This window comes from Motiliproteus coralliicola (assembly GCF_003345655.1).
GTDB classification, from domain to species: Bacteria; Pseudomonadota; Gammaproteobacteria; order Pseudomonadales; family Balneatricaceae; genus Motiliproteus; species Motiliproteus coralliicola.
The window spans coordinates 361,730-381,520 of the sequence record NZ_QQOH01000001.1; the positions used below are offsets into that span (position 1 = coordinate 361,730).

At 58.3% G+C, this 19,791-nt stretch carries 15 protein-coding genes; 3 read left to right on the forward strand and 12 right to left on the reverse strand.

Going from position 1 to position 19,791, the window contains the following annotated elements; genetic code table 11:
* Positions 1-36: 36 nt before the first annotated feature.
* Both DV711_RS01745 and DV711_RS01750 read right to left on the reverse strand, forming a co-directional pair.
* Positions 37-765, reverse strand: a complete 729-nt coding sequence (locus DV711_RS01745) for an ABC transporter ATP-binding protein (RefSeq protein WP_114693925.1) — start codon at positions 763-765, stop codon at positions 37-39.
* A complete protein-coding gene (locus DV711_RS01750) occupies positions 762-1,586 on the reverse strand; it encodes an ABC transporter ATP-binding protein (RefSeq protein ID WP_114693926.1) in 825 nt (274 codons plus the stop codon). The genes DV711_RS01745 and DV711_RS01750 overlap by 4 nt, the downstream gene beginning before the upstream one ends.
* 312 nt (positions 1,587-1,898) lie before the next feature.
* On the opposite strand from DV711_RS01750, the gene DV711_RS01755 reads away from it, so the two are divergent.
* Together DV711_RS01755 and DV711_RS01760 are read left to right on the forward strand one after the other, a co-directional pair.
* A complete protein-coding gene (locus DV711_RS01755) occupies positions 1,899-4,682 on the forward strand; it encodes a cache domain-containing protein (protein WP_114693927.1) in 2,784 nt (927 codons plus the stop codon).
* Between the two features lie 64 nt (positions 4,683-4,746).
* On the forward strand, positions 4,747-5,472 hold the full coding sequence (locus DV711_RS01760) for a response regulator transcription factor (RefSeq protein WP_243633711.1): 726 nt from the start codon (positions 4,747-4,749) through the stop codon (positions 5,470-5,472).
* A gap of 216 nt (positions 5,473-5,688) precedes the next feature.
* Here the strand turns inward: DV711_RS01760 and DV711_RS01765 are convergent, their stop codons facing one another.
* The 4 genes from DV711_RS01765 to DV711_RS01780 all read right to left on the reverse strand — a co-directional run bounded on the left by DV711_RS01765 (position 5,689) and on the right by DV711_RS01780 (position 10,013).
* Positions 5,689-6,273: a hypothetical protein gene (locus DV711_RS01765; RefSeq protein WP_114693929.1), complete on the reverse strand. Its 585-nt coding sequence runs from the start codon at positions 6,271-6,273 to the stop codon at positions 5,689-5,691.
* 271 nt (positions 6,274-6,544) lie between these two features.
* Positions 6,545-7,897 (reverse strand): sigma 54-interacting transcriptional regulator, encoded by a 1,353-nt coding sequence (locus tag DV711_RS01770; protein ID WP_114693930.1) that lies wholly within the window; start codon positions 7,895-7,897, stop codon positions 6,545-6,547.
* Positions 7,894-8,553 (reverse strand): hypothetical protein, encoded by a 660-nt coding sequence (locus DV711_RS01775; protein ID WP_114693931.1) that lies wholly within the window; start codon positions 8,551-8,553, stop codon positions 7,894-7,896. The genes DV711_RS01770 and DV711_RS01775 overlap by 4 nt, the downstream gene beginning before the upstream one ends.
* The gene (locus DV711_RS01780; RefSeq protein WP_114693932.1) at positions 8,550-10,013 is read right to left on the reverse strand and encodes a sensor histidine kinase; all 1,464 of its coding nucleotides are present in this window, start codon (positions 10,011-10,013) and stop codon (positions 8,550-8,552) included. The genes DV711_RS01775 and DV711_RS01780 overlap by 4 nt, the downstream gene beginning before the upstream one ends.
* A gap of 202 nt (positions 10,014-10,215) precedes the next feature.
* On the opposite strand from DV711_RS01780, the gene DV711_RS01785 reads away from it, so the two are divergent.
* A complete protein-coding gene (locus DV711_RS01785; RefSeq protein WP_114693933.1) occupies positions 10,216-11,994 on the forward strand; it encodes an SLC13 family permease in 1,779 nt (592 codons plus the stop codon).
* An 89-nt stretch (positions 11,995-12,083) separates the two neighbouring features.
* Here DV711_RS01785 and DV711_RS01790 read toward each other — a convergent pair whose 3' ends face one another.
* The 6 genes from DV711_RS01790 to DV711_RS01815 form a co-directional block, all read right to left on the reverse strand.
* On the reverse strand, positions 12,084-12,446 hold the full coding sequence (locus DV711_RS01790) for a helix-turn-helix domain-containing protein (protein WP_114694884.1): 363 nt from the start codon (positions 12,444-12,446) through the stop codon (positions 12,084-12,086).
* A 228-nt stretch (positions 12,447-12,674) separates the two neighbouring features.
* On the reverse strand, positions 12,675-14,045 hold the full coding sequence (locus DV711_RS01795; RefSeq protein ID WP_114693934.1) for a hypothetical protein: 1,371 nt from the start codon (positions 14,043-14,045) through the stop codon (positions 12,675-12,677).
* A gap of 13 nt (positions 14,046-14,058) precedes the next feature.
* Complete coding sequence (locus DV711_RS01800) at positions 14,059-14,670, reverse strand: hypothetical protein (protein WP_114693935.1); 612 nt, start codon at positions 14,668-14,670, stop codon at positions 14,059-14,061.
* A 49-nt stretch (positions 14,671-14,719) separates the two neighbouring features.
* Positions 14,720-16,135, reverse strand: coding sequence for an FAD-dependent oxidoreductase (locus tag DV711_RS01805; protein WP_114693936.1), 1,416 nt, complete (start codon positions 16,133-16,135; stop codon positions 14,720-14,722).
* A gap of 65 nt (positions 16,136-16,200) precedes the next feature.
* Positions 16,201-19,167 (reverse strand): YncE family protein, encoded by a 2,967-nt coding sequence (locus DV711_RS01810; RefSeq protein ID WP_114693937.1) that lies wholly within the window; start codon positions 19,165-19,167, stop codon positions 16,201-16,203.
* 7 nt (positions 19,168-19,174) lie between these two features.
* A complete protein-coding gene (locus DV711_RS01815) occupies positions 19,175-19,741 on the reverse strand; it encodes a hypothetical protein (RefSeq protein WP_207802513.1) in 567 nt (188 codons plus the stop codon).
* Positions 19,742-19,791: the final 50 nt, after the last annotated feature.

Genomic DNA, 19,791 nt, shown 5'->3' on the forward strand with positions numbered 1-19,791 from the left:
GGATTCAACCCTATTCGAGAGCTCAGTCCGGTGGACTCAGACCCCGAGATAGGTGTTAAGCAGTTCGGTTTTGGCTTCCAGTTCGTCAGCCTTGATCTCTTCCACGATATGGCCGTGCTCCATCAGGTAGTGACGGTCGGCGATCGGGGCGGCGAAGCGGAAGTTTTGCTCCACCAGGATGATGGTCAGGCCGCGCTCCTTAAGCTGAAGCAGCACTTCGGCCAGCTTCTGGACGATAACCGGGGCCAGGCCTTCGGTGATTTCGTCGAGCAGCAGGATGTTGGCGCCGGTCCGTAGAATTCGTGCCATCGCCAGCATCTGTTGCTCACCACCGGAGAGGCGGGTGCCCTGGCTCTTTCGACGTTCGGCCAGGTTCGGGAACATGTCGTAGATCTCTTCCACCGACATGCCATCGGAGCGAACTTCCGGCGGCAGCATCAGGTTCTCTTCCACGTTGAGGCTGGCGAAAATGCCGCGCTCTTCCGGGCAGAACCCCATCCCCAGATGGGCGATGCGGTGGCTGGGCATGTTGATGGTCTCTTCACCGTTGACCACGATTGAGCCGGTGCGGCGATCAACCATGTTCATGATCGCCCGCAGAGTGGTGCTGCGGCCGGAGCCATTACGCCCCAGCAGGGTGATCAGCTCGCCCTGATTCAGGGTCAGGTCGATACCGTGAAGGATGTGGGACTCGCCGTAGTAGGCGTGCAGATCGGCGACGCGCAGTTTTTCGCGGCTGGACTGAATATTCATCATGGCGGTCATGCGGAAGCCTCCATCGTGTCGGAATCGGTGTCGGTTTTGTCGACGGCGTGCAGCTTGGTCGGTTGCTCGTCGGCTTCGACTCCCATATAGGCTTCACGGACGCGAGGATCGGCGGAGACTTCGGCGTAGTCGCCTTCGGTCAGCACCGCGCCGCGCTGGAGTACGGTGATACGGTCGGACAGGTCGGCAACCACGTTGAGGTTGTGCTCAACCATCAGAATGGTGCGGTCCTGGCCGACCTTCTTGATCAGCTCGGCTACGACGCCCACGTCCTCGTGACCCATACCCTGGGTCGGCTCATCGAGCAGCAGCAATTCCGGATCCAGTGCCAGGGTGGTGGCGATCTCCAGTGAACGCTTGCGACCGTAGGGCAGGTCGACGGCGCGGGCATTGGCGAACGGGGCCAAACCGACCGACTCGAGCAGTTCGACAGCGCGGTCGTTCAGCTCGTCCAGGCACTTCTCCGAGCGCCAGAAGAAAAGCGAATCGTTGCGCTTGCGCTGCAGCGCGACCCGGACATTCTCCAGCACGGTCAGATGGGCAAACACGGCCGAGATCTGAAACGATCGGACGATCCCCATGCGGGCGATGGCGTCGGAGCTTTTCTTGGTGATGTCCTGGCCGTTGAACAGCAGCTGACCCCGGGTCGGGGTGAGGAACTTGGTGAGTAGATTGAAGACGGTGGTCTTACCGGCGCCGTTCGGGCCGATCAGAGCGTGGATAGTGCCGCGTTCGACCTGAAGGTTGACGTCATCAACCGCGGTGAACCCTTTGAACTCTTTTACGAGATTGCGACTCTCGAGGATGATATCTCGACTCATTGGGCAACCTTCCTGACTTTGTAGGCTGTGCCGCGAGCGCCTTGGCGATGGCGGCGTGATTGTTCTTGTTGTTGCCTTGGCCGGTCCTAGGACATGGCCGTTTGCAGGATCAATTAGAAAGGATGACTATTGCCCAATTAGGTCTGAATTCTATCCAAATGTAACAGCGGGGCTGTTTTGTTAACGCTGGGCTTTTCGACTGCCCATAAACCCGTAGAATGAGAATCAGACCATTCTAATAATAAAAGCTTAGGTTTCACGGCTAAGTCGTTGTTTAGCAACGCTCGGGGCTTGGGTTGGAGTAGGAACGATATGCTTTTGGGCTCCCGCTTGGTGCAGCGTTTTTTTCTGGCGATGGTGTTTATCATCGTGCTGTTCGCGCTGGCGATCTATTTCTATTCGGTGCCGCTGATTAAAGATACCGTCTACGGTATCGAGCAAAATGCCAGCCGGACGGTGCTTAACAACGTCTATCAGTTGGCGGAGAAAATTCACTTCGGGCTGGAGGGTTACCGCCAGCAGGCGTTGGAATCCCGCAAGCAGCAGTTGAAGACCGTGGTGGGGTTTGCCGGTTCCTATGCCGATGACCTGTTTGAGCAAGTCGCTGCCGGTGAGCTAACCGAAGCGCAAGCCCGCCGTCAGCTCTATGAAGGCCTGCGAAGCTATACCTACGGCAACAACGACTATATCTGGATCGCCAGTTACGAAGCCGTGCTGCTGTCCCATCCCGATGTCCGCTTCCACGGCACCGAAGCTGCCCGATTGGAGGGTGCCAGCGGAGAACCGATCATTCCCACCGTTGTCGCCCAGGCTCGGGAGCAGGGCGAAGCCTTTGTGCAGTACCAATGGCAGCGGCTCGATCAACCCGAGCCGTTGGACAAACTCTCCTACGTCAAAGACTTTCCCCAGTGGGGCTTTGTAATCGGATCGGGCCTTTACCTGGACGATATCGAGGCCGAGGTTCAAAAGCGTCTGCAGTTGGCGATGGTCGAACTGCGGCATTCGCTGCAGGAGATCAAGATCGCCAAGACCGGCTACATGTATATCTTCGATGCCGATGCCAACATGCTGATCCATCCCAACGATAACCTGGATGGGATCAACTTTATCGGCCATAAGAACCCGGTCACCGGCGAGTCGATCGCCGAGGAGTTGATCGAAGTGGCCGATACCGGGCGTGAGTGGACCTACCTGTGGGATAAGCCCGACGATGCGGGCAACTATGTCCATCAGAAACAATCATTGGTGCGGTTTCTGGAAGGGTTGGAATGGTATATCGGCTCTTCGGTTTACGAGGATGAACTGCAGCGTAGTTCCGAGGTGCTGACCGAACGGATCATGACGATTACCACGGTGGTCCTGGTGATCTCACTGTTTGTGGCGTTGCTGTTTGTGTCGCAGATATCGGCACCGCTGCGGCGCCTGGCCGACACTGCTAGAAAGGTCAGTGGTGGTGACCTGAGTGCCCAGAGCGGTATCGACAGCGATGATGAACTGGGGGTGCTGGGGCGAACCTTTGATTCGATGGTTAAGCGCCTGAGCGACAATATCCATAATCTCGATTATCAGGTTCAGAGCCGTACCCAGGCGCTGGTCGAAACCGAGCGGCGGCAACGGACCATTCTCGATGAGTTACCGGCCCAACTGGCGCTGGTGGATAGCGATCTTCGCTACCACTTCGTTAACCGCCGTTACGCCGAGATGTTCGAGTGCCCGAAGGAATCCCTGGTCGGTAAGACCATCCAGGAAGTGATGCCGACGGCGATGTACGAGCTGTTTATGCCCTACGTCGAACAGACGCTGGATGGTCGGGAATGTGAATTCGAATACAGCTTCGAGCATCACGGACGTGAGGTGATCACCCGTCGCAAGCTGATACCGGAGTTTGATGAGAACGGCCGGGTGCAGGCTATCCTGACCCTCAGTTTCGATATGACGGCGGCCAAAGAGGCCGAGCGCAAGTTGACCGAAGCGCAACGGATGAGTGCGGTGGGACAGTTGGCCGGTGGGTTGGCGCACGACTTCAACAACCTACTGACGGTGGTGATCGGCAATCTAGTCAGTGCCAACGACCGTTATGCCGAGGTTGATGGCCTTGCTACCTACCTGACACCGGCGATCCGGGCCGGTCGGCGCGGTGCCGATATCACCAACCGGTTGCTGTCGTTCTCGAGAAACCAGCCGCTGAGCCCCTCCTGTATAGATGTTGGGGCATTGATCAACGACTCCCTGGCCCTGCTGCAGGGGTCGTTGCCGAGCAATATTGCCATCGGGTTCGAGGCCGATGAAGGGCCGGAGCTGGTGGCCTTCGTTGACCAGAGCCAGCTGGAAAATGCGCTGTTCAACTTGGCCTTGAATGCCCGTGATGCGATGCCCAAGGGTGGCCAGTTGCGCTTTATGGTGAACAACCTGAAGGTGACGACCGGCGATCTGGGGCGCAACGCCGGTTATGACGAGCCGGTCCTGCCGGGTGAGTATCTGCGGATCTCGGTCACGGATAGTGGTCAGGGTTTCGATCAAGACAGCCTTAACCGGGCTTTCGAACCCTTCTATACCACCAAAAAAGGGACCGGCTCGGGCTTGGGCCTGAGTATGGTGTACGGATTTGTGAAGCAGTCCCGAGGCTATATCCGGATCGATAGCAAGCCGGGTCAAGGGGCCAAGATCAATCTGTTGCTGCCGGCCCGATCGGTGGACCCCGACGCGGAAACTCCGCTACCCGAGAGGCTGGAGGGCAAGAGCGGCGAAGGACGGTTGATCCTGTTGGCCGAGGACAATGCCGATGTGCGCGCAGTGATCGTGGAGCAACTGGTCGATAGTGGTTTCGGCGTGGTCGAGGCCAGCGACGGGGATGAGGCGTTGATGCTGCTGGACAGCCTAGATGAGCTCTACGCTCTGGTGTCCGATATCATGATGCCCGGCGAGATCGACGGTTACGAGCTGGCCGATCGTGTCAGCCTGCGCCGCCCCGAGGCTCGAATTGTGCTGATAACCGGTTATGCTCACGATCAGAGCGAACGGGAAGGGGGGCGGCATTACCGTACCCTGCGCAAACCGTTCCAGGCTAATGAGTTGCGTCGGGCTCTGTTAGGTTAATGAAACCGAAAAACTGCTACCGTAGGTGGCCAAAGCGGCACCAAGTTGGAGGATGACAACCAAGGTGACTAGCCAGAAGTTGATCTATGTGATCGAGGATGAACGGGATATCGCCGAAATGGTGTGCAACGAACTGCACAGTTTCGGTTTCACAACCGAGATCTTCCGTACCGGAGCGCAGGCCAGCCAGGCGATTCGTCGTCGGCCGCCGATGCTTTGCATCGTCGATCTGGGTTTGCCGGATATGGATGGCATGGCGCTGGTTCGTGAACTCTGTGAACAGAAACGGATCGGGGTGATGATTGTGACCGGGCGCGGAAGCCTGCCGGACCGGGTGCTGGGCTTGGAGTTGGGGGCTGATGATTACCTGATCAAACCGTTCGACCCGCGCGAACTGGTAGCCCGGGTCAATAGTCTGATCCGACGGTTGGACCAGATCGGCCAACCCGAAGCCACCGCCACTCCCAAGGTCGCCGAGTTTGGTGACTGGCGCTTTGATCCGGCTACCCTGACCCTGGTTCGTCGCGATGGCCATATCGAGCGCCTCAGCTCGGCCGAGTCGGAGTTGCTGATGGTGCTGTTGAAGGCGCCGCAGCAGATTCTCAATCGGGACCGGTTGATGGGGGATCTGCTAGGTCGGGATTCGATTCCCTACGAGCGCAGTATCGATGTGCGGATGTCCAGAATTCGCAAAAAACTCGAGGATGATCCCAAGCGACCGAAGCTGATCAAAACCGTTTATGGCGTGGGTTATCTATTATCGGTGCCGGTCGACTGGCAAGTGGCTTGATTCGATACGGGCGAATCGGGCAACACAAGGGTAGATCTAGACTCTACAAAGCCGTGCAGCAGAGAGCTGGCGATAAACAGGGTGACTATTTAGTTGCACCCGCAAGGCACTGTCGCTGATAGGAGACAGTGTTCAAAGATCGACTATCACCGAAGAGAAAGGTGACGTCCCTGTCAGTAAGGGTGGGTATAGATTGCGTTGGAAGGCTTCCGTTCCTTAAGCAACGCGGGGAATGTCCAGCTGCTGCTCGCTAGCGCTGGTCAGATCGCAGATGGAAAGCAGGTGAGGAAGGCCTTTGAAACCGGGCTCTTCCGGGACTTCAATCTGCTCCATAATGCGGTAGTCGTAGCCGAGATTGTTGTACAGGCGCTTGTAAAGTCGAGCCTGGGAGCGTCCGGAAACACAGAAACTGTATTGATAACCCTTTACAAGAGCAATCTCTAACATCGTTTTGGCGGTTTCAGCCATCAACTGAGGAGTTCGCTTGCTTGGATGGACGGCCAGACGGGTCCACTGGCAATAGGGGGTATCGGTGCCGCTGATATTCGGAAACAGTTGCTGGATATTCAGCCCTTCATGCTCCAGTGGTAGAGGTACCGGATCCAGGCTGCCGGACAGGCGAGCACCGCCTATACATTGATTGCCTTCCATAATCAGTAAAATCTCGCCTTCCCTGTCATACTGATCTTCAGAACCGTCAAACGAATACAGTCCTAGGTCGTTACGAAAGCAAAACTGCCGGATATTGAAGTACTGCAATCGCTTGGCAGGCTCGGTGGCCAGCTGAAAATGAATCGACATGTTCCGCCTCCTATCTACAATGGGTAATTAGATATAGCGATAATCATGCCAGGTTTGTAATATTCTGATATTTAAGCTTTTATTGCTTTTTTTGTGATGGTTTCGGGACAGAGAAATTCAGAAACGTCTGCTTATTGCGACAGTATTGGTGGGTTCTTCTAAAAGGGTTTTAAAACAGTCGTTTACGATGTCTCTGAATTGCGACAGCGTAGTGGCAGAGAAAGGGATTTCAAGCGTCGGCGGCAGATTGCCGCCCGAAGGCAAGGCCGAATTATTCCTCTCCCTTGAACTGCTCGGCTTTGAGATCATGGCGTTGCAGCAACTTATAGAAGTCGGTGCGGTTACGCTGGGCCAGTCGAGCGGCCTGGGTCACGTTGCCGCTGGTCAGGCGCAGCAGTTTCGACAGATAGTCATGCTCAAACTGACGGCGGGCTTCGCTGTAGGAGGGCAGATAGGCGATCTCGTTAGAGAGGGTCTGTCGCACCCGGTTGGCGCCGATCACACGGCCGGGAGTCAGCGCCATCAATTCCTGGACGGTGTTTTCCAGTTGGCGTACGTTACCCGGCCACCTTGCGCCGATCAGCAGCTCCAGGGCGTTGGGGGAAAACTGCTTCTGTTCGGTGCTGGCTTGTTCGCAGGCCTTGATCAAGAAGTGGTTGGCCAGCAGAGCGATATCCTCCGGGCGCTGATTCAGCGGCGGTATTTCAAGCTTGACCACATTGATCCGGTAGTAGAGGTCCTGACGAAATTCGTGGTCCTCCATCATCTGATCCAGGTCACGGTGGGTGGCGGAAACCAGGCGTACGTTGACCGGATACAGACGGGTGCTGCCGACCGGCCGTACCTGTCGATCCTGCAGTACCCGCAGTAGCTTGGCTTGCAGCGACAACGGCATATCGCCAATCTCATCCAGGAACAGGGTGCCGCCATCGGCGGCCCGGAACAGCCCTTGGTGATCGGCTACCGCGCCAGAAAACGCCCCTTTAACATGACCGAAAAGTTCGGACTCGAGCAGAGGTTCGGGCAGCGCGCTGCAGTTAATTGGGATGAAGGGTTTCTTGGAGCGAGAGCTTGCCTGGTGCAGCGCCTGGGCTAACAGTTCTTTACCGGTGCCGCTCTGACCGTTGATCAGCACGCTGACGTCGGTGCCGGCGATCTGGGCGGTGGTGGTCAGCAGCTGTTCCATAACCCCGCTGCGCGACTTGAGATGTTCACGCCACTGGGTTTCGGCCTGCTGACTCGGCTTCATCGGGCTGACCCCCAAGGCACGGTCGATCAGCAATAGCAGTTCTTTGATGTTAACCGGCTTGGTCAGAAAGCCGAACACCCCCTTCTGGGTGGCGGCGACAGCATCCTGAATCGAGCCCTGGGCGGTGATGATAATGACGGGTAGGCCGGTATGCTGTTGTTGAATCATCTCGAACAGTTCGATACCGTCGATATCGCCCATGCGCAGGTCGCTGACCACCACATCGACCGCAGTTTTTTCAAGCAGTTGCAGTGCCTGATTGCCGTTCTCAGCGGTCTCAACCTGATAACCGCTACCCTGCAACCTGATTTTCAACAGCCGCAGCAGACTCTTGTCGTCATCGACCAGCAGAAGTCGAGGTGCGGTTTTGCTCATGGGGCGTCTTTCCTGGTGGGTAGCTCTTTGGGTGGTTGGCTTGGGCTTGCGACCGGTTGCGAAGCTGTCGCAGCGGGACCGTTGGTCGCGTCCTTGCTACGGCGGATATTGAGTTGCCGCTCCAAATTGGTGAGGGCTTCGATCTTGGCGTTTAGCTGCTCGGTTTCAGCGATCGACTCATCATAGCGGCGAATCACGGTTTCGTAGGCTTCGATCAGGTCGCTCAACTGCTGGTTCAGGCGTTGCTCCCGCTGATCGCGGTTGATCAGGGCCTGGTTGTGGGCCAGCAGCATCGACAGCAACGGCTCGACCTCGTGGCCGCGGTAGTTTTCCAGCAGCTCACGCAACCGGTCCCGGGCCACGACCCATCCACCGCGCTGCTGTAACTGCTGGCGGAACAGCAGCTGTTTGAAACGTTGGGTATCGTTGACCGGCGGCTCGCTGGTACGTATCCCCTCGCTGGCCTGCTCGGGGGTGAGTTTGAGCTGCTGGTCCAGAATCAGCAGCCACTCGGAAGTCAACGCCGCGGGGGTATAGACAATCACCGGGCGAGAATCGGCAGGTGCCAGCGCGTCCTCCAGGCCGAGTTTTGGCAGTGGCTGGCAGCCGCCGATCAGCAGCATCAACGGCACGAGGTAGCGGAGTAACCGGGTCATAGTGTGCTCTCCTCGAGCGGCAGGCTGAGTCGGAAGCAACAGTTCCAGCCGCCATATTCAATGACCGCGAGTTGTCCTCCGAGGGCTTCGACACATTCCCGGGCTACGCTCAGGCCGACCCCCGAGCCTTTGATCGGGCCGCCACGATCGGCGCCACCCTGGAAGAATGGCCTGAATATCTGTTCCCGTTCGGTTGCGGGGATGACAGGGCCGCTATTGGCCACGTCGATGATCAGGTTGTTGTCTACCTTATCGCAATGGATCAGGATCTGCCCCCGTTCGTTGCAGTAGTTAATGGCGTTGGAAAACAGATTGTCCAGTGCACCCTTGAGTTTGATTGGATCGCATCGGTACTGGGGATGATTAACCTCAATGGTGATATCCAATTGACGACGTCTGCTCAGCATCTGATAAGGAATCAGCAGTTCCTGAACGTATGGTTCCAGCTCCAATGGCTCACTTGCCAGTGTGGCCGGCTGCTCCAGCTGACTCATGTCGAGCAGGTTTTCAATCAAGCGCTGCAGCTCCCAGCTGTTCTGTTGAATGATTTCGATAACTTCGCGCTGGTTTGGTTCCAAGGGACCGACCACTTCTTCAGCCATCAGGTCTGCCCCTTCGCGCAGGCTGGCCAACGGTGTCTTCAATTCGTGCGACATATGCCTTAGAAACTGTTGCTTCTGCTCTTCAAGCTGCTCCAGGCGCTGTTTCAACCAATCCAACTGACTACCAAGCTCACGCACTTCCAGGGGGCCGCCGACGGGCCTGACAGAGTCACTCTCCTTGTTACCCAGTGCTCGAATTTTGCGTTTGAGCTGGCGCATCGGTTTGTTGATCCAGTAACTGAACAGCAGTGCCGAGAACAGCGTGAACAGGGCCAATAGCAGGGTTCGATTACGCAGCGTTTGCTCTACGTGCTCCAATCTTTGCACCTGCTGCATCAACAGCAGGTCCATTCGTTCGGTCACTTTGGTCTGTAGCTGGTTGTTGTCTTCGTTCAGTTGATCGAACTGCACCAGGACCTCAAAACTTTGCGGACGCTCGGCGTTCATCAACGGCACGCCAGCTTTGATCAGCGCCAGTTGTTGTTCAATCGAGTCCAGATAACTCAGCAATGTAGGCGCGGCATCGTTTGAGGGTTGATCTTCCGTCAGGGTTGGCTTTTGTTTCAGGCGATCTAGTTCGTCGTCGAGCTGCTTCACAATCTCATCAAACAGGGGCAGCAGGCTACTATCGCCGAGGGTGGCGTATTGGCGTGACAGTCTTTCAAGGTCGACCAGTTGCGCTTGTACCGATTGGCTCAAGCGGGTTGTTTCCAGCAACTCCCGACTCAACTGTTGGCCATGGACGGATTGCTCGCTCAGGGTTTGCAGCGATGTGAAAATAGCCAGGCACAGCGGAGCCAAGGCGAAGGTAAAGCCAAGTAATGCCAGTTGGTATATGGAGCGGGGACGCCAGAGCATAACGAGAGGGCACGAGCCAGATGAACGGATGACGCAAAGGGCCAAGTGTACTTGGCCCGTGCACTCGACTCAAACCGGATCGCGGGGATTTCGTGGCAGAACGGCGCCGAATTAGGGATTTTCGTGATCGTGCCGAGTGCTCGTACAACGACTATGCTTTGCGGTAACCGATTGATCTGCTGACTGTTAACGCGAGGGATCCATGACTGCCGAGCAGTATCAGATTAGCGCGATTGTGCTGCTGACCCTGGGTTTATTTATCTGGGGAAAAATCCGCCATGACCTGGTGGCAGGTATCGCGTTGGGCCTTTGTGTCCTGACCGGGCTGACCCCGGCTGAACAGGCGTTTCTGGGGGCGGGGCATCCGGCGGTGGTAACCGTCGCTGCGGTGCTGATCCTCAGTGAAGGCTTAAAACGCTCCGGGGTGGTGGACGTGATGACTCAGCATCTGCTGGGGTTTACCGAACATCCACTGCTGCATGTGTTTTCGTTGACCGCCATGGTCGCGGTGGCGTCGGCCTTTATGAACAATGTCGGCGCGTTGGCGTTAATGCTGCCGGTAGCGCTGGCCACGGCAAGAAAACAGGGCCGGCCTCCGGCGATGCTGCTGATGCCGTTGGCGTTCGGCAGCATCCTCGGCGGCATGATGACCTCCATCGGTACGCCGCCCAATATCATTATCGCCTCCTACCGCAACGACAGTGTCGGGCAGGCTTTTGGGATGTTCGACTTTACCTGGGTGGGCGGCAGCATTGCACTGTTGGGGGTGTCGTTTGTGGCGTTGATCGGCTGGCGACTGATCCCCAAGGCACGGATGCAGCAGAGTCCGGCGGAGCAGCTGTTCGAAATTGAGAGTTATCTGACCGAGGTGATCATTCCCAAAGATTCGGGCTTGATTGGTCAGGCGATCGAGTCGATCGAGCCGCTCGAACTGGGGGAGATCGAGCTTGTTGGTTTGGCCCAGCGCAGTGGCCGAGCGATGGACCTGCCACCGGGGCATCAGTTGCAAGAGGGGGATATCCTGATTCTGCAGGCCGATCCCAGCCAGACCGAAGCCTTGCTGGAAGCCTATGAGCTGGAGCTGATCACCAGCGCTGACGGTAAGTTCGAGCGCATTACCGGCGGTGATCTGGCCCTGGCTGAGGGCATTATTCAGCGCGGCTCGATGCTGGAGGGGCGCGATGTCAGTTTCTTGCGCCGGATCAGCGGCAGCTCTTTGGCCCTGGTCGGCTTGGCGCGAGAGGGGCAGCGGATCCAACGACGCCTGCGGCGACAGAGCTTTCAGGTCGGCGATATTCTGCTGCTGCAGGGGCGGGCTGCCAGCCTGAACACCCAGTTGTCGGAACTGGGGATGCTGCCGCTGGCGGAGCGCAGTCTGTCGCTCGGCTTTCCGAAACAGGTGGCGTTGGCGTTGCTGGTGTTTGCGGCCGCGATTGGGCTTGGGGTCGCCGGAGTGCTACCGCTGACGGCGGCCTTCTGTTTGGCGATTCTGGTCTATCTGCTGTTCAAGATCCTGACTCCGCAGCAGCTGTATGAACCGGTCGACTGGCCGGTTATCGTACTGCTGATGGCGATGATTCCGGTGGGGCAGGCGTTGGAGAACACCGGCCTGACCGATCTGCTGGCGACGCAACTGCTGGGGCTGACCGCCGATTTTCCGCTCTGGGTGGCGCTGGGACTCATCCTGGTCGTGACGATGTTTCTATCGGATGTGATAAACAACGCCACCACGGCGATCGTGATGGCGCCGATTGCGATGGGGGTGGCGACAGGGTTGGGGATCAATCCGGAGCCGTTGCTGATGGCCGTTGCCGTTGGAGCCTCCTGCGCATTCTTGACCCCAATCGGCCACCAGTCCAATACCCTGGTGATGGGGCCTGGGGGGTATGCGTTCAGTGACTACTGGCGGATGGGGTTACCGCTGGAGATCCTGATCGTGCTGGTGGCGGTACCGATGATTCTTTGGGTCTGGCCGCCCTGATCAGAGGGGTTGGCATGAGGTTGCGGTGCTAGAGCGGAGTATCTGGGCGGTGGGCTGGATTTGACTGGCGATAGTGAAAAGAGGGTTGTTTAATCACTCGGATTATCACGAACACTGATCGCCAGCTGCTTGATCTGATCCAGTTGCTTCTCGTTCATTAGACTGAGTAGTTCGTAGATCTCGGCACGCTTCAGATCCGCGGAACTCCCATTGATACCATTACCGTTGGCACCATTTCCCGGACTGGGTTCGGTACCGAACTGAATCCAGCTGGGGGTAACTTGAAGTAGTTCCGCCAACTTGCCGATACGGTTACCACGGGGGCTGGTCAGGCCCTCTTCCCACTGTTGGACGGCTTGGGGGGTGACGCCCATTGCTCGGGCGAGTTCTGATTGATTCAGCTTTACTTTTGCACGAGCCTCGGCGATACGTCTGCCGGTTCCTTTTGCCATTCCTTTGTACTCCAGCTTGAACTGCATTAGTAATTCTACAAGCAACATTTGCCAAGATTCATTGCAAGAAATACTTCAATTCAATGGTTTAGCAGCTATATCGGTTGAAAATAATTGAACAGACAGCTTAGAAATTTACAAAATGATGTAATTTCAACCGCTTGAGTACGATCGACTAATTTTAGACTTAGACCAAATGATGTGAGCTCGGAGAGCGGCAGAATCGGGTTAGCGGGGGCTTTGAGGCCGGGAAAAGAGGTAAAGGCTGGTTTCGGCGGGAAAGCGAGCCGGAAAAGTTGAGATCAACTGGTACCCGCTGACGCCGCCGGTTTCGGGCGCTGTGGCGCTCAGGCGCATGCCCCCTCGGGCCAGAACGCGGTCGCTGCTGCCGGGCAGAAAACTGTCATTGACGGCGAACTTGGGGAGCTGTTGGCGTAACAGGTTGACCGCGCGGTTACTGCTCAGCAGTGGCGTTGACGGCTCCGATAGAGGCTGCTGTTGTAACTGCGTTATCGCCTGTTGAGCCGGAGGTAGCATTGGGACCAGGGTTATCTGTTGCAAGCTCAGCAGGGCGCTGGCGCAGAACAGCAGCGCCAAGGTGATTTGTCTGGGACGAGGCTTAAGATCGCCCGTCCATAGACAGAGTAACAGCAGACTCAGTACAACCGGGGCGGCGAGGTGGCGCAGGTTGTCGGGGTTCTGGAACGGCAGGGTCCAGGCCAGTGCGGCCAACAGCGTGGCGATCAGCAGACCGCTGGGTTGGCGCCGCTGGCGCCAGCACCAGGGCAGCGCGGCACCTAACAGCAGAGGCCAATACAATGGTAGCCAGGGTGACGGTTGAAACAGGCGGATCCCGGCATCGATCCAGCTGTTTGATCGGTCGTTCAGCGCCGTATTGCCCCAGATCTGAAAGTGCCCCTGAATAAAACGCAGTCCCTCGGCAAAGTAGGCGTTGCCGTCATGCCAGTAGACAAATCCCAGCGCCGCCGCTGCAATACCAAACAGCGGCAGTAGCAGCAATTGGATCGCCCCGCGGCGATAGAACCACAGCCAGAGTAGCGGGCCGATCAACAAAGGCGCGTAACCGGGTCGGATACAAAGTGTCAGGGCCAGTAACAGCCCCGCCAGCCGATCGCGCTGGTGTAACCAACACAGCAGCGTAGTCATCAACGCGAGCAGGCCGGGACCATCGGATAAACCGATGGCGCCAAGCCCCAGCAGCAGGGGTTGCAGGGCGCAGAGCAACCCTCCCACCAGCGCCAGGGAAACGTTGCCTCTGAGGCGATAGACTAGCGCCGCCGCGACCAGCGGTAGCAGCAGTACCGATAGGCGGCTGACCAACAGCAGGGCTTCAACCGGGCTATCACAGAGAGGCTGAACCAGCCGTCCCAGCAGGATCAGCCCCGGGTAGCCGGGAAAATGGGGAGAAAATTCCAGCACGCTGAAGCGCTCGATACCGCGGGCGAAAAACAGGGCATCATCGTGGCCCAGTAGTGCCGGTTGGCTGAACAACCAGACAGTTTCGAGGCCAAGCAGAAGCAACAGTAGCCCGGCCAGGATCCGGGTTACTGTGAAGATGGGGTGCAGCCGCTGAGGCATCGGCGTTAGCCGGTTAATTCTGGTATCGCGCCAGAATTTCGATCAGCCGTGCGTGAGCCTGTTCGAAGAGTTCGGGATTGGCTGGAGTTTTACCGCTGCCGAACAGGCCGGGTTTGCCCAGGGCTTCGAGACAACGGTCCAGCGCCTGGCGGGCATCGAGTTTATCCTGCGGTTTTATCTGTTGACCCAGCAGATCGGGATCGTTCATCAGGGTATCCAGGAACAGACCACTCTTGACCACCTTGACCTTGGCCAGCTGATAGTTGTCCAGCTCGACGGCAGCATCGCTCAGACGCAGGTCGATCAGGCTGATAAAGGCATCGGTGAAGGTGGCTGCAGCCAGCTGCAAATCCTGCTCGCGAATCGCCTGGTCCAGCGGCCATACCAGCGGCGCATTTCGCTCGGATTCCATCCAGGTCAGCTCGTCGCGCAGATCCTCCATCGCCTGTTCGGCAGAATCGGTGGTGCCGTTGCTCAGAGCCTGGCTGATCGCCAGCCAGCCTTCCATCACCGGCTCCCGCCCTTTGGCGGCATAGGAATAGGCCTGGGCGGTATCGACCAACAACGGTTGAATGCACAGCAGAGTCAGGCAGGCGAACAACAGTGGGCGAAAAGAGAGTTTCATTAGTCTTGCTCCTGTCACGGATCAAGCTGGCTAAGATAGGGCCGGCTTATCAGGCGACGCTTTGGGTTTCTATCACGGTCGGTTCGTTGCGAAAATCGAAGATCTCTGCGCGGCGGTCCTGGCCTTCGATCAGGCTGCGGGCGGCCAGTTGGCCCATCTCCATGGCGGTGTCGGTGAAGATGTAGCGGAAGGTCCCCTGGCGACCGGTCATGATCAGGTTGGGGATCTGGTTCAGCGCGCCGACCACCCGCTGACGTTCCTGCTGATAGCCGCAGCGTAGTAGCGGGTAGGCATACCGGGCCCGGGTGCTGGCGTATTCGCCGGTGGCCAGACTCGGATCAACTCCGAGCCGGGAGAGATCGCTCTGAATCCGTGGCAGTAGTTCAGCATCGGAACAGCGCCAGGTGGAGTCATCTTCAAAGCAGGGGATCTCCAGCATCACCGAGCTATAGCCTTCTGGCGACATAAACGGAGAGCGTCGTCTGGGTTCCTGCAACCGGGTCGCCAGGATGTCCGGATCCGACAGATACTGCCAGGTATTGTCGGAGATGTTGTCGGTTGCCATCGGCATATTGAAGAAGCGCAGCGCCCTGAATCCCAACTGGTTGTCGATACCGACGAAGTCGGCCATCACCGGCAGCGGCAGGGTCGAGATCACCTGGTCGCAGTCGATCCGTTGGCCGGCGGCGGTTTCGATCGCTTTGATGCGGCCTGCTTCCCGAACCACTCCACTCACCGGTTGGTTGAGCAGGATATCGACCCCTTGGTCGCGTAGATTGTCGGCCAGGCGTTCAAAGATCCGACCGAAACCGTACTTGGGATAGCGATAGCTGCGGGCGTAGGTGCGCGGGGTGGCATCACGCTTGGGCAGCAATCGTCGCGCCACATCCTTGAGGTCGAGCAGGCTGATCCGCTGGGCGGCCCAGTCCGCCGAGAGCTGCGACGGGGGGATACCCCAGAGCTTTTCGGTGTAGCCCTCGAAGAAGTTGCGGTACAGGGTGGTGCCGAAGCGGCTTTCGATCCAGTCCTCGAAGCTCGCATTCTGGCGGTCGGTAACCGGGGTGGTGAACGGCAGCTTGAACAGCAGATCGCTTGCAGCACCGGCCAGTAGCGAGAAGGGGGCGTTCTTGAGCAGATCGCCAATCGCCAACGGGTAGTCGTAGGTCCGGCCCTGGAAGCGGATCACGCTTTTGCGCAGCGAGTGCAGCAGCTCGTCGCCCATCAGCTGCTCGACAAACTCCAGCAGCTCCGGGTTGCGGGTGATAAAGCGGTGCCCACCGAAGTCGAAACGGAAGGTACCGGCCTGGGCCTCCAGGCTGTGGGTGGCGCACAGACCGCCCACCTTGTCATCCGCCTCGATCACCACCACCGACAGGCCGGCTTTTTGCAGTTCCCAGGCCGCCATCAGTCCGGCGGGGCCGGCACCCAGTACGGCAACAGTCTGGGAGGGAGAGGCGCAGTTCATGGTCGTTCCTTAGGCACTGTCGGCCACTGGTGGATCAGCAAAATCGAGTTGGTCAGTAGCAATTACTAGCCGTCAAAGCGTTCTTCAAGCCGGTTTAGCTCGACGATCGGCGGCTCCGGCAGGTCGGGCACCTTCTGGCGTACCGCATCGGTGACCCACTGCGGGTAGATCCGGTACAGCAGTCGGGTCCTGATGGTCAGCGGGCCTTTGGCATCGGGCAGCTCGAAGCGTTCGGTTCGCGAGCCGTCGGCCGGAATCCGGGTGTCGCTGAGCATCTTCTCGAAGCGCCAGAAATGCAGCTTGACCGGGTTACCCTCGGCATCCCCGAACACCTTCATAAACAGGCGGCTGTCGTCGGGCAGGTTACCTTTGTCATCGGCAACACCGCTGCGGTAGATCTCGTTACCCTCGGCGTCGCTAACCCGGACTTCGAGCCAGAATTGACGGAAGTCGGCCACCCCGGTCGGCAGCGCATGGCCGGCACCGCGGTTATGCACCACGACCTCGAGCACGCCGTCGACCAGCTGCTGTTCGATCTCGGCCGAGGTCCGCAGCAGTTCCAGGCTCATCCGCTCCTGTTCCTTGTTGCGTAGCCCGACCAGGTGATGGTTGGCGCCGGTGAACTGGTGGGTGACCAGATTCTCCTGAATCGCGCCACCATCGGTGGCCAGCCCCGGCTGCTTCTGACCGATCTTGCTGATATCACCGACCAGATGGCAGTCGATACAGCCACGGTGCTTGCTGGGGTCGTCCGGATTATTGAATGAGGATTCGGCCCATTCGCCCCAGGTATCGACGATCAGGGCACCGGAGCCGGGGGCAAATTCGTTATGGCAGCCCTTGCAGTAGCGCTCGTCTTTGTAGAACGGCTGCAGGTACGATTCAGCGTGGACCTCGGGTTTGGCGTTGATCTGCTTGTCGCCGAGCCAGCGGGCCGCCTCGATCGAGCTCTCCTCAAACACGTACTGCTCGCGGTTTTTCAGATCGACGGTGTAGGGCGCGTTGCCGCCCGGATCTTCCATCTCGGTGATGCGGTGGCAGAACAGGCAGCCGGTGCCTTCGTCGAGGTCGGTCTTGCCCTGCTCGTAGGCCAGTTTGATCGAGGTGCCGCCTTTTTCAAACATATGGTTTTCTTCGCCGCGGAACGGCAGGCCGGCGGTCAGGCGTTGGGGTGAGTGGCAAGCCACGCACCAGCGTCGGAAACCTTCTCCTTCGGCGGCAGCGGCGACATCTTCCATCACCCGGTAGTAGGGGTTCGACTCGCCCATCAGGCGGTGGTTGGAGTCGACCCACTGGTCGAACAGGTCGCTGTGGCAGCGGCTGCAGGCGACCGAGCTGGTCCACTCTTTCGGATGCACCAGTTTGCGATTGGGGTTATCAAAATTGACCCGCAACCAGGTCGACAGATAGGGCAGGTTGTGGGGGCGCATGATAAAGCGCTTGAGCTGTTTGGCCATCAGCACCGCCTGCTCGGGCAGGTCGTCGGCTTTGGCGTCGGGATCGATATCGATGGCGCCGTCACGGTCGTCGTGGCCCAGGCCGCCCTGGGTATCGCGGATCAGTCGCATCAGGTCGGATTCGGTGGCGCTGGCGAGCATGGTCTTCAGGTTTGCATGGCCGGATACGGCGTTGTCCTTCTTGTCCTGGAAATGGCCTTCGACCAGGAACCGGTTGGTGAAGTTGAAACCGTCCAGATGACAGCTGCTGCAGCTCATCCAGAAATCGCCGGCGATCGGGGTCTGCGGTGACTCGCTGGTGTTGGCGCTGTGGAACAGCCGGGTGCCGTTGCGCAGGTTGCGATCGTACGGATCCTTGGCCACGGTGCGGAACAGCGGGTGGGTGTCGAGCTTGACCCGGGCGAAGCTGGAGCTGCCACCGGCATCCAGGCTGGTGACATCCTGACTCATGGCGTTCTGCACATAGAGGGTGCGCTCATCGACCAGCAGGCCGCGGGGGTTATCGCCGGGCAGGTGCCGCAGGATCTGGGTGACCTGGGCGCCGCCTTGGGATTGCTTGCCTTTACGGCGCTTGCTGCGCTTCTTGTTCTTCTTGGCCCGTCGCGACAGGTCGACCACCATCAGGTCTTCACTGGCGGCCAGGGTCACGAACAGTTTTTTGCCGTCGGCGGAAAACTCGGCGTCGGCTGGGTTGCTGACGATGCGGGTCCGGTTGGCGTTATCGATAATGTTGATCTGCCGGAACAGCTCTTTACGGTTGTCGATTCTCTCCTGCTCGGCACCCGGGGTCAGGTCGATCACCGACACCGCCGGGAACACGGTGGACTGGAACTGGAACGGGTGGTCGAAGTTCCACAATACATGGGGCAGCCAGGCTTCTGAACCATCCGGGCTGATGGCGATATCATCCAGCAGCCGCGGCAATCCCTGGGAGACGAACTGGTCCGGATCCTGTTTCACCGCCAGATCGATCCGCTTCAGCAACGGCAGCGATTCGGCCTTGAGATCATAGATCGACAGTTGGCCCGTCATCGCATGGGTGACCAGCAGGCGCTGATCGGCGGTGATGGCCAGCCCGCGCGGGGTTTCGGCGGTCTCCAGCTGTTTGACGATTGCACCGTCGTGGTCGATGGCGATCAGCTTGGCTTCTTCGAACTCGGTAACCCAGAACCAGCGGTTGTGGCCGTCGTAGATCACCGCAAACGGGCGCCGACCGGTTGCCACCCGCTGCTGCAGCTCCAACGAGTCCGGATCGAGCAGTAGCACCTGTTTGTCGAGGTAAGAGGTCACGGCCAGCACCGATCCATCATCACTTAGGGCAACCCGACGCAGATCCCGCCCCAGACTGACCTCTTGCTGGAGCTTGGGATCGGCAATAGCGGTACGGGTCAGACTGCCGCCGTCAAAATTGGCGGTAAACAGGAACTGCTTGTCGGCGGATTGGACGATCGATGAACTCGAGATCGGCTTCGCGGTATCGCCGGTTTGAGCCGCCTGACTGGGCAGGGTGGTTACGGATAGCGCGGCCAGGCCCAGGACGACGGCCCGCATGGCATTAGAGAAACGGTCAATCATCGGTGGATCAGTTCGACTTATTGAAAAGGGATTTTGATGAAGTGCTGAATAGGCTGAATAGCGGGCCAAACAGGGAGCGCAGTACCGACCAGCGTAGAGCGTGGACAAACAGCAGCAGGGCGATCGGGATCGCGGTGATCAGGTGGGTGTAATGGTTGACCCAACCGAGCCATTCGCCGCGATTGCCCAGCAGCAACAGATAAACACCGCTGAGGGTGCTGAGCAGTAGCAGGATCTCGATCACCTGGCCGGTTTTACGTAGCTTTTTCTTACGTGGATTGTGGCGCGGATTGCCATTGGCGGTACCGAGCAGGCGACGGTGGCTGAGCCAGAACGGCACCACCGCCAACGGAAACAGAATCAGGCCGGCCAGCACATGGACGAACAGCAGCGTGCGTTCACCGACCCAGGGTAGGCTGAAGATATTCCATAGTGGCAGCCCGGTGGCGAACAGCAGGTATAGGGTGCTTTCGGCCAGCCGGTGATGGTAGGCCAGTTTGAGCCAGTATTGTTTGATCAGCGACTGACCGGACGGGGTGTCCGACAGAGTTGCCTCAACGGCCGTATGGGACATCGAAATACTCGTGGCTGGATTCAATAACTAAGAATGTGAATGGTAATGGT

What these genes read in the sequence shown, in the direction of transcription:
- DV711_RS01745 (WP_114693925.1), bottom strand. Translation starts at nt 765, where the DNA reads ATGACCGCCATGATGAATATTCAGTCCAGCCGCGAAAAACTGCGCGTC.
- DV711_RS01750 (WP_114693926.1), bottom strand. Translation starts at nt 1,586, where the DNA reads ATGAGTCGAGATATCATCCTCGAGAGTCGCAATCTCGTAAAAGAGTTC.
- DV711_RS01755 (WP_114693927.1), top strand. Translation starts at nt 1,899, where the DNA reads ATGCTTTTGGGCTCCCGCTTGGTGCAGCGTTTTTTTCTGGCGATGGTG.
- DV711_RS01765 (WP_114693929.1), bottom strand. Translation starts at nt 6,273, where the DNA reads ATGTCGATTCATTTTCAGCTGGCCACCGAGCCTGCCAAGCGATTGCAG.
- DV711_RS01770 (WP_114693930.1), bottom strand. Translation starts at nt 7,897, where the DNA reads ATGAGCAAAACCGCACCTCGACTTCTGCTGGTCGATGACGACAAGAGT.
- DV711_RS01775 (WP_114693931.1), bottom strand. Translation starts at nt 8,553, where the DNA reads ATGACCCGGTTACTCCGCTACCTCGTGCCGTTGATGCTGCTGATCGGC.
- DV711_RS01780 (WP_114693932.1), bottom strand. Translation starts at nt 10,013, where the DNA reads ATGCTCTGGCGTCCCCGCTCCATATACCAACTGGCATTACTTGGCTTT.
- DV711_RS01785 (WP_114693933.1), top strand. Translation starts at nt 10,216, where the DNA reads ATGACTGCCGAGCAGTATCAGATTAGCGCGATTGTGCTGCTGACCCTG.
- DV711_RS01790 (WP_114694884.1), bottom strand. Translation starts at nt 12,446, where the DNA reads ATGGCAAAAGGAACCGGCAGACGTATCGCCGAGGCTCGTGCAAAAGTA.
- DV711_RS01795 (WP_114693934.1), bottom strand. Translation starts at nt 14,045, where the DNA reads ATGCCTCAGCGGCTGCACCCCATCTTCACAGTAACCCGGATCCTGGCC.
- DV711_RS01800 (WP_114693935.1), bottom strand. Translation starts at nt 14,670, where the DNA reads ATGAAACTCTCTTTTCGCCCACTGTTGTTCGCCTGCCTGACTCTGCTG.
- DV711_RS01805 (WP_114693936.1), bottom strand. Translation starts at nt 16,135, where the DNA reads ATGAACTGCGCCTCTCCCTCCCAGACTGTTGCCGTACTGGGTGCCGGC.
- DV711_RS01810 (WP_114693937.1), bottom strand. Translation starts at nt 19,167, where the DNA reads ATGATTGACCGTTTCTCTAATGCCATGCGGGCCGTCGTCCTGGGCCTG.
- DV711_RS01815 (WP_207802513.1), bottom strand. Translation starts at nt 19,741, where the DNA reads ATGTCCCATACGGCCGTTGAGGCAACTCTGTCGGACACCCCGTCCGGT.